The organism is Bacillus sp. SORGH_AS_0510, assembly GCF_030818775.1.
Lineage (GTDB): Bacteria > Bacillota > Bacilli > Bacillales > Cytobacillaceae > Neobacillus.
This window is the reverse complement of record NZ_JAUTAU010000001.1, coordinates 2090221-2104818: the sequence shown is the minus strand read 5'-3', so window position 1 is coordinate 2104818 and position 14598 is coordinate 2090221. Positions and strand designations below refer to the sequence as shown.

Here is a 14598-nt window from a genome sequence, read left to right as displayed (position 1 = left end):
AAATTAGCGCAAGTATTATCTTGCAGCCATTATAGTTCAATATCTGCAGAATAAATGTGGTGGACGATACCTGTCTCGTCCTCCAATTTTAATACCCCTTCATCTGTTATCCCAAGAGCTCTTCCCTCAATAGTTGTGGTTAACGTTCGTGCCCTAAGGATCCTTCCAATACTAACGGCATAACTCTCCCATAGTACCTTAATAGGAAAAAATCCCTGATCTAAGTAGAGAAGGTAAAGTTTTTCGAAGTGTTTAAAGAAGCTTCTAATCAAGCCTGCTCTAGAAACGATTTCCCCTTCCTGAATAAAAAGAGAACTGGCAGTTTCTCGTAAGTCTTCTGGAAAGTCTTCCATCTTTTGATTCACATTTATGCCAATACCAATAATGATGGAATGAATTCTGTCTGCTTCAGCCTGCAATTCAGTTAATATTCCCGTAATTTTTTTTCCATTTAGAAGGATATCATTTGGCCATTTAATTTCCGGATTAAGTCCCGTCATTTCTTCAATAGCCTGAACTACGGCAACTGCCGTTAAGAGCGTTAATTGTGGAGCTTTTGTCAGTGGAATATTAGGTCGAAGAATGAGACTCATCCACACACCAGTATATTTAGGGGAATGCCATTTTCTATTCATTCGCCCTTTCCCCGCTTTTTGTTCTTCCGCAATAATTACTGTTCCTTCCGGTAAATCATCTGCAGCCAAGCGATGAGCAATCTTTTGAGTTGACTCAACACTCTCTTCATAATGGATGTTCCGGCCAATGAATTCTGTGGTTAAACCCAATCTTATTTCATCAGCTGTAATTTTTTCAGGTGTTTTAATAATTCGATAGCCTTTCTTTCTAACAGCTTCCAATTCGAATCCTTCTTTTCTTAACTCCTCAATATGTTTCCATACAGCAGTTCTAGAGCAGCCAATTAATTCAGCTAACTGTTGACCAGACAAAAAATCTTCCCCTGCATTCGTAAAGGCATCTAGTAATTCTTTTCTTATTTCTGACTGCACTTCATTAGCCACTCCTTAATCTCCTGTTTATCATTGGGCACAATTTCTTCTAAAATGGCATTTTCAATCTTGGTTAATGTTTCTTTTAACCAAGGTCCACCACTCTTATTAAACCAGTCCATAATGTCACTTCCCGTAACGTCAACTTCTGATTTTTCTTTAATGGGAAGTTTTTCATACCTGTCTACCCAGTAATTTATTGCCTCATCTCTCTTAATGTTAGATATTGTTTGGTATAGTTTTTCAACAGAAATAATAATGTTTCTTCCTGCTGTAAATAAATGAGGTAGGGTCCATTCCTGTACCAATCTTAATCTGGTAAATTGTAAGATGAGTTGTATTTCCTTAATTTCTTTTAGGGGAAGTCTCCAATTTCTTAAAAAAGACTCGACTCCTTTCCCCTCAAGTTTCAAACAATAAATTAATAGTACCCACATCTCTTTATTATCCAAATGTTCCATTGGATATTTCAGTAAGTCTTCAAGATTCTTTTGATGTTTACTCATTTCTGGTAAGTATTTGTACAAAGCGGTATCAAGCATGAGACGAAGCGCGAATTTTCTATCATTTCCCTTTAATAATTTTTCGAACTCTACTCTTTTTCGTTCCACAGCGATGTGTGCTAGCAAATGATTATGTTTTTTTAGTGCGTTCAATGTTGTTTTTTCAATAGTAAATGAAAGCTGGCTAACAAAGCGAACTGCTCTCATCATCCTTAATGCGTCCTCACGGAACCGCTCCTCTGCTTTTCCCACTGTCTGTATTACTTTTTGCTGTATGTCAGATTGTCCTCCAAAGGGGTCAATTAAAATTCCATCTCTATCCATCGCAATCGCATTCATTGTGAAATCTCTTCGCTGAAGATCTTCTTTTAAATTGCGGATAAAAGAAACCTCGGAAGGTCTTCGAAAATCCTGATACTCTGCTTCCGAACGAAATGTGGTAATCTCATATGCCCCACCATTAAATAGGACAAGAACAGTTCCATGTTCAATTCCTACATCAACAGTTTTTGTGAAGATTTTTTTTACTTCTTCGGGTGTTGCAGAAGTAGCAATATCCACATCACTGATTTCTTTATTTAAAAGGTAATCCCTTACCGAACCGCCAACAAAATAAGCTTCAAATCCCGCAATCTCCAGCTTATTTAATATAGGAATAGCAGATAAAAAAGGCTCTATCATAAACTTCACCTTAATTCATTAATTTAAAATATATTTGTTCGTATTGTTTAACGATTGTATCTGCCCTAAATTTTGTTTTCACCGTTTCCATAGCGTTACTAGAAAATTCATGATGCAACTTGCGGTCACTTAATAATTCAATCGCTTTAGAAGAAATATCCTCAATATCTCCTACTTCACAAATATAACCATTCTGCCCATGTTGAATGACCTCAGGAATACCACCAACATTCGTCCCAATACACGGAACCCCGCAAGCCATTGCCTCTAAAGCCACGAGACCGAAGCTTTCCTTTTCAGACAATAATAATTTCAAGTCACTAATTGAATATAATTCTTCAAGATTTTCCTGTTTTCCAAGAAGAATAACTTGATCTTCAAGCGCTAACTGTTTTACAAGCTTACAGACGATGGATATTTCAGGCCCATCACCTACTAATAAAAGTTTAGCAGGCATAACTGAAGATATTTTTGCAAAAGTTTTAACCACATCCTGCACTCGCTTTACAGAACGAAAATTTGAAACATGGATGACCACCTTTTCATCCTCGTTAATTTCAAATTCAGTTTTTAGCGAGGAAGAGTCTGTTTTTTTGTAAACTCGCTCATCTACACAGTTATAGACTGTTTCTATTTGTTTATCTGGATGTATAAGTTCATATGTTTGTTTGACTAACGCGTTAGAAACAGCGGTGACAATATCAGATTTCTCTATTCCAAATTTTATCGCATCCGTTAAAGATGGGTCATATCCTAACACCGTAATATCTGTACCGTGTAAGGTTGTGACAATTTTTATATCTCTATTACACATTTGTTTTGCAAGAATAGCACAAACAGCATGTGGAATTGCATAATGAACATGAAGAATATCCAGTTTCTCCCGATTAGCAACCTCCGCCATTTTACTAGCTAAAGCAATATCATAAGGAGGGTACTGAAAAACTGAGTATTGATTAACTTCCACCTGATGATAATAAATATTGTGATACATTTTGTTTAGCCTGAATGGCATACTGGAAGAAATGAAATGAATTTCATGTCCCTTTTCAGCTAACATCTTCCCCAACTCTGTTGCAACAACTCCTGAACCCCCAACAGTTGGGTAGCATGTAATTCCTATCTTAAGTTTCATTATTGTGAGTCTCCTATCAAATCACGATCCAATAGTACTGGAACTTTTGTTTTAAATCCTTCCGCAAAGCTTACTCCCACCATTTTCCCAAACATTCTTTCCCTGGCTTCAACTGTTTCAATATATCCATTGACAAGTGGTGTATCAATGCTTGCTTCCGTTTGTTCAAACTGACTTCGATAGGCACGTAAGGCAGAGAGTTTTTTATTAATATAAAGTGAGATATCAATAGTAAAATCCGGTTTATGGAACCCATTAATCATATAAAAATATACTTTCTCTACTCTATGTGGTTCGATTTCTTCACCTGTTTGATATTTTTTAATTCCTGCAGAAAAAACCGCCTCTTCAACTAGACGGGCACAATTACCATGATCAGGATGGCGATCTTCGAAATAGGGAGCAAACACGATCTTGGGTCTATGTGTTCTAATAACATTTACAATCTTTTTTATGTACTCCTCTTTTAAATATAAACCTCTATCAGGTATAGCAAGTGTTGTCCTGTACGAAACTCCTAGAATGTCAGCCGCATGTGAAGCTTCTTCTTTTCTTAATACAACATTTCCATTTGAAGAAAGGTCAGCATCTGTTAAATCGCAAATACCAATCCGACATCCTTCAGAGGAAAGTTTTGCAATTGTACCACCCATGCCTATTTCAACATCATCGGCATGGGCTCCAAAAGCAAGGATATGTAAATTATTACCGTTCATTTTTGTCACCATTCTTTTGTACTATATTTCTCCAATCCATTAACCCTTCCTCTAAACCTCTTATCAGCAATTCAGCCGTACCCATATTCGTAGCAAGAGGGATAGAATAGACATCACATAACCTAACGAGAGCAGTTACATCTGGTTCATGCGGCTGTGCAGTTAGTGGATCACGGAAAAAGAAAATTGCATCCATTTTATTTTTTGCAATCATTGCTCCTATTTGTTGATCCCCACCTAGAGGTCCAGATTGAAAGCGTGTCACGGTTAAGCCTGTTGCCTCACTGATCCTTGATCCTGTGGTTCCTGTAGCAAATAATGAATGCTTCTCAAAAATCACTTGGTATGCTGTGACAAATTGTACTAAATCATTCTTTTTATTATCATGTGCAATTAATGCAATGTTCATAGGTCACCTCTAGTCCAAGATATTTTCAAGGCCGTATACAAATTTTGGATGATTCATTACAGTTTCTACTGCTACTTTTACACCAGACATAAACGAGCTGCGATTATAAGAATCATGACGAATGGTTAATGTCTGTCCATCGGAACCAAATAAAACCTGTTGATGCGCAATCAATCCGGGTAAACGGACCGAATGGATATGCATGCCATCATACTCAGCACCACGGGCACCAGCTAATGTTTCTTTTTCATTTGGGTGGCCCTGCCGCTTCGCTTCTCTAACAACAGAGATCATTTCAGCAGTCTTTACAGCTGTACCAGAAGGTGCATCTAGTTTTTGATCATGATGCATTTCAATAATCTCTACATCACTAAAGTATTTGGCAGCCATTTGTGAAAACTTCATCATTAAAACGGCTCCGATCGCAAAATTTGGTGCAATAATACACCCTAAATTTTTTTCTTCACAAATTCGTTGTAACTCTGCTAAGTTTTCCTTTGTAAAACCTGTTGTTCCAACGACAGGACGAACTTTAAATTCCAATGCTGTCTTGGCATGATACATACCAACCTCTGGTGTAGTTAAATCAATTAATACATCTGCTTCTACACTTTCTAGACATTTAACAATATCAGTATAAACGGGCACATTAGAGGTCCATTGAAACCCCTCAATATCACTAAGCATCATGCCATCAAATTTATGATCTAAGACTGCTACTAATTCAAATTGATTTGTATTTGTTACTAATTTTACTGCCTCTCTACCCATACGTCCACGCGGACCAGCAATGATAATTTTAATCATAGTCATTATTTTCACTCCATATTATCTTGATTAATCCTTGTCCATCGATCCTTATCCCTTGTGTTAAATTTGTTCATGACCATATCATGAGCCTCTTCCAAGTTAATATTTAAGGAATTAGCTAAACAAATAATCACAAATAGAAGATCTCCCAATTCTTCCTCAATCGCCTTTTCCGTTTCACTAGATTTCTTGGGTTTCTCACCATAATAATGATTAATTTCTCTTGCTAATTCCCCAAGTTCTTCAGTCAATCTAGCAAGCATTGCTAAGGGACTAAAATAACCTTCCTTAAATTGCCCAATATATGTATCAACTTCTTGCTGAAGTTCCTTCATGGTTTTTGCAACCATTTACTTTCACCTCTTTTCAAAATCCAACAAACCTTACTTTATTACTATATATATCTTTTTTTATGTTAGCTAAATTGAAGCCGTTTTACAAATATTTTCGTTTCAAACGGTGACTTTTCGCCTTCGCATTGCTCTTACATTATTAATTCGCTATAATAAGAACCGCCATATGAGAGAAATATATGGAAGAGGGGGAATGTTAATGATTTTTGGTCTTAAAATAAAAAATATTTTGTTTATACTATTAGGAACGGCCATTTTTTCATTCGGATTAGTTAATTTTAATATGCAGAATAAACTCGCAGAAGGTGGCTTTACTGGAATCACTTTGTTGCTTTACTTCTTGTTTAAATGGAATCCATCCTATACGAACCTAATACTTAATATCCCATTATTTTTTGTAGGATGGAAATTACTTGGCCGTAATTCATTCATATATACAATCATCGGAACAGTTGGCGTATCCATTTTTCTTTGGGTGCTTCAGCGACATCCAGTAAATATGCCTCTTCAAAGTGATCTAACACTTGCTGCATTATTTGCTGGTGTCTTTGCCGGGATTGGTTTGGGGATTATTTTTCGCTTTGGTGGTACAACTGGAGGAGTTGATATTATTGCTCGACTTGCCCAAAAGTTTTTTGGATGGGGAATGGGCAAAACGATGTTTCTATTTGATGCTTGTGTCATTACTCTTTCATTAATAACCTATTTAAATTATAAAGAAGCGATGTATACCTTAGTGGCTGTTTTTGTCGGAGCACGAGTGATTGACTTTATGCAGGAAGGTGCGTATTCCGCACGGGGTGCAATGATTATTTCTGAAAAAAATGATGAAATCGCGAATAAAATTTTGGAAGGAATGGACCGCGGAGTTACCGCTCTAAAAGGGTACGGTTCCTACACAAAAAATGAACGTGATGTTTTATATTGTGTTGTGGCAAAAAATGAACTAATTCGTTTAAAAAATATAATTACTTCGGTTGACCCACACGCATTTATTTCTATTTCTGTTGTACATGATGTACATGGAGAAGGATTTACGTTAGATGAGAATAAAATGCCTATAGGAGATTAAAAAAAGGCTGACACGAGTCAGCCTTTTTTTATTGGATTAGTCCTCACTTCTATTCATTCCTGTAAAGATAAGTACCAACCTTAAAAGTTCAAGGACAGCCACAGCTGCTGCAGCTACATAAGTTAAAGCAGCTGCATTTAAAACTTTTCTTGCCTCTCGTTCTTCTCTATTCCCTACTAAACCAAGAGAAACAACTTGATTCATTGCTCTGCTTGAAGCATTGAACTCAACTGGCAAAGTAATGATTTGGAAGAGAACAGCTGCTGCCATAAAAATTATTCCAAGTAGTAACATTCCACTCAAGTGGGCAAAAACCCCAATCATAATTAAAACCCAAGAGACATTTGAACCTAAATTGGCAACTGGTACTAATGCATGTCTGAACCGTAAGAAAGCATAGCCTTCTGAGTCTTGGATCGCATGTCCACATTCGTGTGCAGCAACAGCAGCTGCCGCTATCGAATGTCCATGATAATTTTCAGGTGACAAACGGACTGTCTTTGTTCTGGGATCATAGTGGTCACTTAAAAAACCTCTTCCTTCTTCGACAGCTACATTGAAGAGGCCGTTGGCGTTTAAAATTTGTCTGGCTACCTCCGCTCCCCTAACATAGGTGGATGAGGGTACCCGAGAATACTTTGAGAATGTATTTTTCACTTTCATTTGTGCCCAAAGTGGAATGAGTATAATAAAAGCAAAGTAAACTAGGTAAAACATATAGATCCTCCCAATCAGCTCTTGATGCTTTTCATTTTAGTAAAGCCGATTAGACACGTCAATCTTTTTGATCTCTTGAACGATTTTTCTTCAAACCTTTATCACCTTGATATTTGCGCCAGCCAACATATGATAATGTCATGATTATGATGCTGCCAGTAGAAATGATAACCCACCATAGTGAAGGATCCGCTTCATCTTCTTCCATGTTAGTAAAAAGATTTTTCAAATCTGTATCAAGGGAACTTAGTTCTTGCTGACTATCTGAATTAGTTAGAACCTGGGAACGATATTCATTAATAAAATTAATTCGTGCATCTAATCTCTGTATATTTTCTACTGGTACATCAATTTTCATACTTGGATAGATGACATTATATAATGACAAAAAGGTATTAAAATTCGAATGAAATTTTGCAGTATCACCATTTAAGGCTGCATCCTTTGCTTGATGAAAAGCCGTCATAATTTGGTCTTCCATTTCTGTCCACAAGGGTTGGTGACGAGTAGCTATCGCATCTATCACCAGACGGAACTTTGTTAGTTTATTTAGTCTTTCCTCATATTTCATATTTGGACTAACAGCAGCTTCCATCGCTTCATCATGGGAGGTGTTAACAATTCTAACCTCATCCATCGTTAAGGGCTTTTCATTTCCAGTAATGCTAATAAACTGATCAGAAAAGTAATCGAGCAATTTTTTTGCATCTTCATATCTATGAAACTTCACCATTTGGAGAGCTTCATCAGATATATCATCCAGCTTCTCCATGGGCGATTGCTGTTTAGCATTTACAGTTATGGGAGTGAGCATTATGACAATTGCAACTATAAGTAACCATTTCATTTTCAAACCTTGTCCCCCCTTTCATTACTATTAAAATGTATGAAAGGGGGGACAAGGTTAGACCATCTTTGATTATTTTATTTCAAGTTTATATCTTCCCGGACGAATACCAAAATAATAGGCTAATCCTATTGAAAAAATAGAGAGCCAAAAGGTAAAATAACCAATTTGCGGTGTATACTGATCAAGCATATGATAGCTAGGAAGCATAAAAAATACGTAATCAATGACATCATTATGTAAGGTCCAAATGGCTGTAACAATAAGATGCCACCATTTTATCCGGTAAAATGGGGCATACAATATTCCTTGAACAGCCATGGCAAAATGAGAACCTATGAGCATGTATCCAATCCAATCTAGTTCCCCTTGTACAAAATACACTAGAATATTCATTACAACAGCCCAAATCCCATATTTAAAGAGCGTTACAATGGCAAGAGCTTCTATTAATGGCCAATTTTTTTTAAACAAAAAAGCAAGGAGGACAAATACAAAAAATAAGCTAGCAGTAGGACTATCTGGGACAAATAGTAAGAATATTGTTGGCGTTTCCTTTAGTTGCCAACCATACCAATAATATCCGTAAATAGTTCCTACTATATTAATAACAAGCAGGATTTTAAGAATCGACCGATTAGCTAAAAGTGGATAAACCCAACGCACAATAACTCCCCATTTCAATCTTCTTTTTATTGAATATGAATAAAAAAGCTGACGATACCCGTCAGCTTTTTTATTACTTTATTCTTTACCTAAACCAGAAATAAATTCTGATAGTTTCTTCAACTCTTCATCAGAACCTTTAAAGATTCCTGGTGGCATTTTTCCACCTTTACCTTGCTTAGCAATCTTAGCTACTTCTTCTGCTGATAAGCCAGTTCCGATAAGGCTCGGAGCACCAGCACCACCTTGAAGATTTTCACCGTGACAAGTTATACAAGTGTTCTTACTAGCTATTTGATAGCCTTCACTTGACTTATCAATTTCAACTTTAGGAACAATTTTCCCTTGACGTTCTGCAGCAGCCCAGTCATGTGTAGCAACAGATTCCCAAGTTAAAAATACGATAGCAGCTAATGATAATAGCATAAATCCTGTAGCAAGCGGACGTTTCGTTGGACGGCGTTCAGGTCCGCGATCTAGGAACGGAGCCAATAATAAACCTCCAAAAGCAAGTCCAGGAATAATCATTGCACCGATAACAGTATATGGACCAGATGCAAATGAATATTTTAATAATTGGTACAAGAACAAGAAATACCAGTCAGGTAATGGAATATATCCTGTATCAGTTGGGTCAGCAATCCTTTCAAGTGGAGCTGGATGTGCAATTGTTAAACATAGATAACCGACAAGGAATACAGCCCCTACCATCCATTCTTTCAAAAGGAAGTTCGGCCAGAAAGCTTCTGTTTTACCAGGGTATTCTGAATAATCTTTAGGAAGCATCTGTTTACGTGCTTCAGGTGCTAACACACGAGAATCACCAACGAACTTCATACCTTTACCTTTATGCATCGAGAAATCCCCTCCTTTTTCCGTAGTGATAGAAAAATATACTATGTCATATTGATTTTATAGTGGGCCAGAAATACCTTGTTTACGAATCATGATAAAGTGGGCTCCCATTAAGCCAAGTAATACTCCCGGTAAGAAGAATACGTGGATTGCAAAGAATCGAGTTAATGTTTGTGCACCAACAATGTGTTCATGGCCTGCAAGTAAAACCTTCACATAACTTCCAATGAATGGAGTAGCCTCAGCAATTTGAAGACCTACTTTTGTTGCAAATAACGCTTTCATATCCCAAGGTAATAAATAACCTGTAAAGCCTAAACCAAGCATGACGAAGAAAATAAGTACTCCGACAATCCAGTTCAATTCACGAGGTTTTTTATATGCACCTTGGAAAAATACGCGAAGTGTATGTAAAAACATCATGACAAGTACTAAACTTGCACCCCAGTGATGCATTCCACGAACGATTTGTCCAAAAGCAACTTCATTTTGAAGATAATATACAGATTCCCAAGCATTTTTAATATCTGGTACATAGTACATTGTTAAGAACATACCAGATAAAATTTGAATAACTGTTACGAAGAATGTTAGACCGCCAAAACAATAAACAAACGCTGAAAAATGATGCGCTGGATTCACATGCTCTGGTACTTCATGGTCTGCGATATCGCGCCACAAAGGCGTAATATCTAAACGTTCATCTACCCAATCGTAAATTTTGTTTAACAATGATTACGCCTCCTTCCGCGGTTGAGCTTTTCCTAAATAAAGGTAACCGTCTTTTTCCTTGTACGGATAAAGATCAAGTGGTGCTAACGGTGGTGTGCCTGGTATGTTTTTACCGTTTTTCTCATATCGACCATAATGGCATGGACAGAAGAATTGGTTTGGATATTTCTTATCAGTATTCCAGCCTACCGTACAGCCTAGATGCTTACAAGTAGGTGATAAAGCAACTATTTTACCATTATCATCCTTGTAAACCCATGCAGTATTTGTTACTTCAGACTCGTACCAAGCATCCTTTTGCTTGAAGGTAAAGTCCACACGAACTGGTTCATCAGTAATTTCAGAAACTTTTTGTTTTGTTGCAATAAAGTCTCCGCCTTCTTCAGCCTTTAATACAGGATCTACTGCAAAACGAACCATTGGCATTAACATTCCGGCTGCCATGAAACCGCCTACACCAGTTAATGTGTAGCTTAAAAATTGACGTCTTGAAACGCGCTCTTTACTCATGATTATCCCCCCTCTATTCACGAAGTTAAGTCCAGCGGACAATAAATTAAACACATATAAAACTAGGACATAACAATGATATATCAATCTGCAAGCAAGGTCAATATCATACTATTTTAAAAACATATAATATGAATAGTTTTACTCATTTTCATGCCATTTTTGCGTAAAAAGAACAAAAAGTTGCTTTGCTTGACTATCAATCATCTCCATTTTTTGAGAATCAGTCATGTGTTCAAGCGGCAGAGTCGGCAGCCAAATCATGGATCCCTTTAACTCCCCTTCTCTAGAACGCCATTCTAAGTCTGATGTTATATAAAACACATATTTCATTGAGCCTTGAAAAACGCTTTTCTCCCACTCCTGTAAAGCAGCTAAACTGATCTCCCCTTCTTCTTTTTTGAGATACGTAAAAGGAGGAAACAACAATACTCTTCCTGTAAACTGTCTTTCTAGATGATTTGTTAGTAATGTAATAAACTCAGCTGCTGCTGCTGATTGCTTCATATCCTCTCCAACTGAAACAGAATAAAGCGGTATAATAGCAGTATCTACGTATTCCTTTGCAGTTATGTAAGTTTCAATATCTTTTGGGACCCATTTCATCTCTTTTGCACCAACCTTTTTGATTCACTAGTCCTATCATATCATTATTTTTTACTAGGACAAAAGCAAAATAAAAAAAAGAAGTTGCTTAACGCAAACTTCCTTTTTGTTCTGTCACCATTAGTTTATTTAATTTTTCCGTTAACATTTCAAAAGCTTTACGGTCTTGTTTGTCGAGTGCTTCATCAATCATTTGTAGCAGCTTCTCACGTTGAAAACGTTGAATACTACTTTGTAAGAGTTGTTCTGCAATCATTCCATCCTTTTCATTCACTTGTAAGTGTTTAGGAACAAATGGGTTTTCTTCTAAAACCGCAGCATACTGATGTGCCTGATTGGATGCATGAAAGTTTAACTGAATAAAAATATCCTCATCCCGATTAAGTCTGATATCATGAAAGGATTTTTCAGCATCAGTAGTCATTACGTTTTCTTTATAGAACCTAAATGGAACCTTATCCACACAATGTGTAGACATAATCAATCCTCGTGGGCAATACTGTGCCTGTTCAACAAAATGAACCTTTTCCATTAACTGATCGTGGCTCATTAAATAGTTTAATATCCAGACACATTCTCTTCTCTTTAATTGATAGTGATTTAAAAACCAGCGAATAAAGTCCTTCTTCTCGTTGACAGAAACAGGGGTTGCCATGATAGTTTCCCTCCTCTGCATAGTCAGCATTCTTAATTTTGTACTTCGGTTAAACGCTCGAGTAAATCAAGGTATTCCTCATTTGTTGGATCTTCTTTTAGTAGTTGTTTAAAAATTTCGGCGGCTCGATCGTTTTTTCCTTCCTCAATTAGAAAATATCCAAAATCAAGTAAAAAGGCTTCATTATTCTTAAAGAAATTATATGCATTTTCATATTTGTCTAATGCGTATGAATATTCTTCAAGCTTATCAAATGCAAGGGCTGCATCCCATAAAAGCTGAGGTTCTTCATCTTCAATAAATTCAAGTTGTGAAATCAGCTCCACTACATCTTCATACCGCTCTTGTTGGAAGAAAAGTTTATTTAATGTAAGTGCCGCTTCTGTAAATCCGGGGTCCAGGGCAAGAGATTCTCTAATGTATTGCTCTGCCTCTTCTACCATTCCAAGCTTGAGTGCAATCTTTCCACCGTAGAAAAATAATTCTTTATTAAATTCGTCTTGTTTAATCCCTTCTTTTACAGCCTCAAGACTATTTTCTAATTCCTCTTCACTTTCATAGGCCTTAGCAAGGTGTAAATAAAGTGAATGGTACTCAGGGTCAAGTCCTTTTAGTTCATTAAATTTCTCAATAGCAGTGCGATTGTATCCCGCTTGAAGAGCAGTAAATGCATACCCAAATAATGTGTTAATTTCTAACTTTTCATCAAGTGCTTTGTCATAATAAATCAAGGCATCTTCAAAGGCTCCAGAAGAGCTTAATAGATCAGCCATTCGTTGGTGTATATTAACACCAGCAATTTCGGATTCTTCCTTTAAAACCATTTCATAAGCATTCATAGCCTTTGTTACTTCACCTTGTTCACTAAAGAGTTCACCTAAAGCAAAGTCGATAATTACTTCATTTGGTAAAATTTCTTTTGCTTTTAACAGCTTTCTTTCACATACCTCATAAAGTCCTTGGATTTGATAAAGGTCAGCCAACAAAAGTAATGACTGTCCATAATTTGCATCTTGTTCAGAAATTTGTTCTAGAACAAGAATTGCTTCTTCTTCTTGCCCTGCCTCCACTAATATTTCGCCTAATAGTACAAGAAGTTCCCCCTCTTCGGGGTAAATTTTCAATAAATCTTCAATTAAGGCTTTAGCTTCATCCAGGAAACCATATTGGTACAATTCTTCTCCAAGCAGATATTTCTCTTCAGGCAATCCGCTGTTTAATACAACATTATATTCACTTAAGGCCTCTTTATGTTGGCCATTTTCTAACAAGCTAATAATTTTATTTACTCTGTCCATTGGATAATTACCTCTTCTCCCCCTTGAATATTACAAAGAAAAATAAGATGGGGTTCGCACCTTAACATGCTCTCCATTTCCAGGTTTAAATACAACGTTCCCAGCTGAACGGATCACCTTTCCTTTGTGGACTGTAACTACAAGTCTATCACCATGATAATGAAATAATCCCACTTCATCAACCTTATTGATTTCCTTGCCCTTTAAATATAAGTTATAGCTTAACTCCGTTCCGCTCATCAAGCTTGCTTTATGAGGGTATAGTCCAACTTTATTTAATAATGGAACAGATAAAGGTTGATTTTCCTCTACTTCCTCAAAAATTGCAGGAATTTTCTCTTTTAACATGATACCTTTCCATTTCGACAATACCGTCTTTTGTTCCTTCTTTATTGAAGGAGAAATTATTGGAATTAGCGGGCAGTTGAATGGAAATAAGGCTTCCCGAATCCACCCCCAGGGAATTTCTTCTAATTCATCTTGATCAGTTAGTTCAACGAAAATGGCCGGAACCTTATATTTCTTACAATTCCTCATAAAATTTGGTGTTAAAAGCCGGGTCGCGATTCTCACCCCAATTAGAAAATCAAGTGGACTATTTATTAACGAGGTTTTCACTTCATTTATTTTTGCCGCTAATTCTGCTTCAAATGAAACATTTGCGTAGGTAAATATGATAGTACAACCCTTTAACAAGAATTGTTCTGTTATAGATTTTTTCATATCTTTGAAAGAGCTTATTTTTGGAAGTATTGAATTTAAAAGGACGAAAGTAGGGGTCATAATAAATGATTCGATATTCATTTTCATTAGACGATTTTGAGATAGACTAGTTTGGATATTGGTTATTCGGTCCTCTGAGACCATTATTGACCGGTTTGTAACACGCTCACCTTTAAGGATATTGGCATTTTCAATGATATACAAATAGAATCCACCTGCTTTCCTCTTTAAGACAAGCTATGCACAAAATTCGATTTTCATTCCTTTTAGAATTCCACTGCAAAAAAAAGCTGCAATGGTATG

At 36.6% G+C, this 14598-nt stretch carries 18 protein-coding genes; 1 reads left to right on the top strand and 17 read right to left on the bottom strand.

Annotated elements, in window-relative coordinates:
• Positions 1–29 precede the first annotated feature (29 nt).
• The 7 genes from QE429_RS10765 to QE429_RS10735 are packed head-to-tail and all read right to left on the bottom strand — an operon-like array spanning position 30 to position 5611.
• Complete coding sequence (locus tag QE429_RS10765) at positions 30–1007, bottom strand: biotin--[acetyl-CoA-carboxylase] ligase (protein ID WP_307290767.1); 978 nt, start codon at positions 1005–1007, stop codon at positions 30–32.
• Complete coding sequence (locus tag QE429_RS10760) at positions 992–2191, bottom strand: CCA tRNA nucleotidyltransferase (protein ID WP_307287000.1); 1200 nt, start codon at positions 2189–2191, stop codon at positions 992–994. Before QE429_RS10760 ends, QE429_RS10765 begins: the two co-directional genes overlap by 16 nt.
• 10 nt (positions 2192–2201) lie before the next feature.
• Positions 2202–3326: an N-acetyl-alpha-D-glucosaminyl L-malate synthase BshA gene (bshA, locus tag QE429_RS10755; RefSeq protein WP_307286999.1), complete on the bottom strand. Its 1125-nt coding sequence runs from the start codon at positions 3324–3326 to the stop codon at positions 2202–2204.
• On the bottom strand, positions 3326–4042 hold the full coding sequence (gene bshB1 / locus QE429_RS10750) for a bacillithiol biosynthesis deacetylase BshB1 (RefSeq protein ID WP_307286998.1): 717 nt from the start codon (positions 4040–4042) through the stop codon (positions 3326–3328). Before bshB1 ends, bshA begins: the two co-directional genes overlap by 1 nt.
• Complete coding sequence (mgsA, locus tag QE429_RS10745) at positions 4032–4451, bottom strand: methylglyoxal synthase (RefSeq protein WP_307286997.1); 420 nt, start codon at positions 4449–4451, stop codon at positions 4032–4034. Before mgsA ends, bshB1 begins: the two co-directional genes overlap by 11 nt.
• Before the next feature lie 9 nt (positions 4452–4460).
• On the bottom strand, positions 4461–5264 hold the full coding sequence (gene dapB, locus QE429_RS10740) for a 4-hydroxy-tetrahydrodipicolinate reductase (RefSeq protein WP_307286996.1): 804 nt from the start codon (positions 5262–5264) through the stop codon (positions 4461–4463).
• Between the two features lie 5 nt (positions 5265–5269).
• The gene (locus QE429_RS10735) at positions 5270–5611 is read right to left on the bottom strand and encodes a nucleotide pyrophosphohydrolase (protein WP_307286995.1); all 342 of its coding nucleotides are present in this window, start codon (positions 5609–5611) and stop codon (positions 5270–5272) included.
• Between the two features lie 202 nt (positions 5612–5813).
• Between QE429_RS10735 and QE429_RS10730 the strand changes: the two genes are divergently transcribed.
• Positions 5814–6686, top strand: a complete 873-nt coding sequence (locus QE429_RS10730; RefSeq protein ID WP_307286994.1) for a YitT family protein — start codon at positions 5814–5816, stop codon at positions 6684–6686.
• 36 nt (positions 6687–6722) lie between these two features.
• Here QE429_RS10730 and QE429_RS10725 read toward each other — a convergent pair whose 3' ends face one another.
• The 10 genes from QE429_RS10725 to QE429_RS10680 all read right to left on the bottom strand — a co-directional run bounded on the left by QE429_RS10725 (position 6723) and on the right by QE429_RS10680 (position 14499).
• On the bottom strand, positions 6723–7403 hold the full coding sequence (locus QE429_RS10725) for a zinc metallopeptidase (RefSeq protein ID WP_307286993.1): 681 nt from the start codon (positions 7401–7403) through the stop codon (positions 6723–6725).
• 58 nt (positions 7404–7461) lie between these two features.
• Positions 7462–8250: a sporulation protein YpjB gene (gene ypjB / locus QE429_RS10720; RefSeq protein ID WP_307290766.1), complete on the bottom strand. Its 789-nt coding sequence runs from the start codon at positions 8248–8250 to the stop codon at positions 7462–7464.
• 72 nt (positions 8251–8322) lie between these two features.
• On the bottom strand, positions 8323–8916 hold the full coding sequence (gene lhaT / locus QE429_RS10715) for a lipoprotein heptaprenylglyceryl N-acetyltransferase LhaT (RefSeq protein WP_307286992.1): 594 nt from the start codon (positions 8914–8916) through the stop codon (positions 8323–8325).
• 78 nt (positions 8917–8994) lie between these two features.
• On the bottom strand, positions 8995–9771 hold the full coding sequence (locus QE429_RS10710) for a menaquinol-cytochrome c reductase cytochrome b/c subunit (RefSeq protein ID WP_307286991.1): 777 nt from the start codon (positions 9769–9771) through the stop codon (positions 8995–8997).
• A 57-nt stretch (positions 9772–9828) separates the two neighbouring features.
• Positions 9829–10503, bottom strand: a complete 675-nt coding sequence (gene qcrB, locus QE429_RS10705; RefSeq protein ID WP_307286990.1) for a menaquinol-cytochrome c reductase cytochrome b subunit — start codon at positions 10501–10503, stop codon at positions 9829–9831.
• Positions 10504–10506: 3 nt separating this feature from the next.
• A complete protein-coding gene (locus QE429_RS10700; RefSeq protein ID WP_307286989.1) occupies positions 10507–11013 on the bottom strand; it encodes a QcrA and Rieske domain-containing protein in 507 nt (168 codons plus the stop codon).
• A gap of 141 nt (positions 11014–11154) precedes the next feature.
• Complete coding sequence (locus QE429_RS10695) at positions 11155–11619, bottom strand: YpiF family protein (RefSeq protein WP_307286988.1); 465 nt, start codon at positions 11617–11619, stop codon at positions 11155–11157.
• A gap of 88 nt (positions 11620–11707) precedes the next feature.
• Positions 11708–12274, bottom strand: coding sequence for a ReoY family proteolytic degradation factor (locus QE429_RS10690; RefSeq protein WP_307286987.1), 567 nt, complete (start codon positions 12272–12274; stop codon positions 11708–11710).
• A gap of 32 nt (positions 12275–12306) precedes the next feature.
• Entirely contained in the window at positions 12307–13572 is a 1266-nt protein-coding gene (locus QE429_RS10685; protein WP_307286986.1) for a tetratricopeptide repeat protein, read from the bottom strand.
• Between the two features lie 30 nt (positions 13573–13602).
• Entirely contained in the window at positions 13603–14499 is an 897-nt protein-coding gene (locus QE429_RS10680; RefSeq protein ID WP_307286985.1) for a hypothetical protein, read from the bottom strand.
• Positions 14500–14598: the final 99 nt, after the last annotated feature.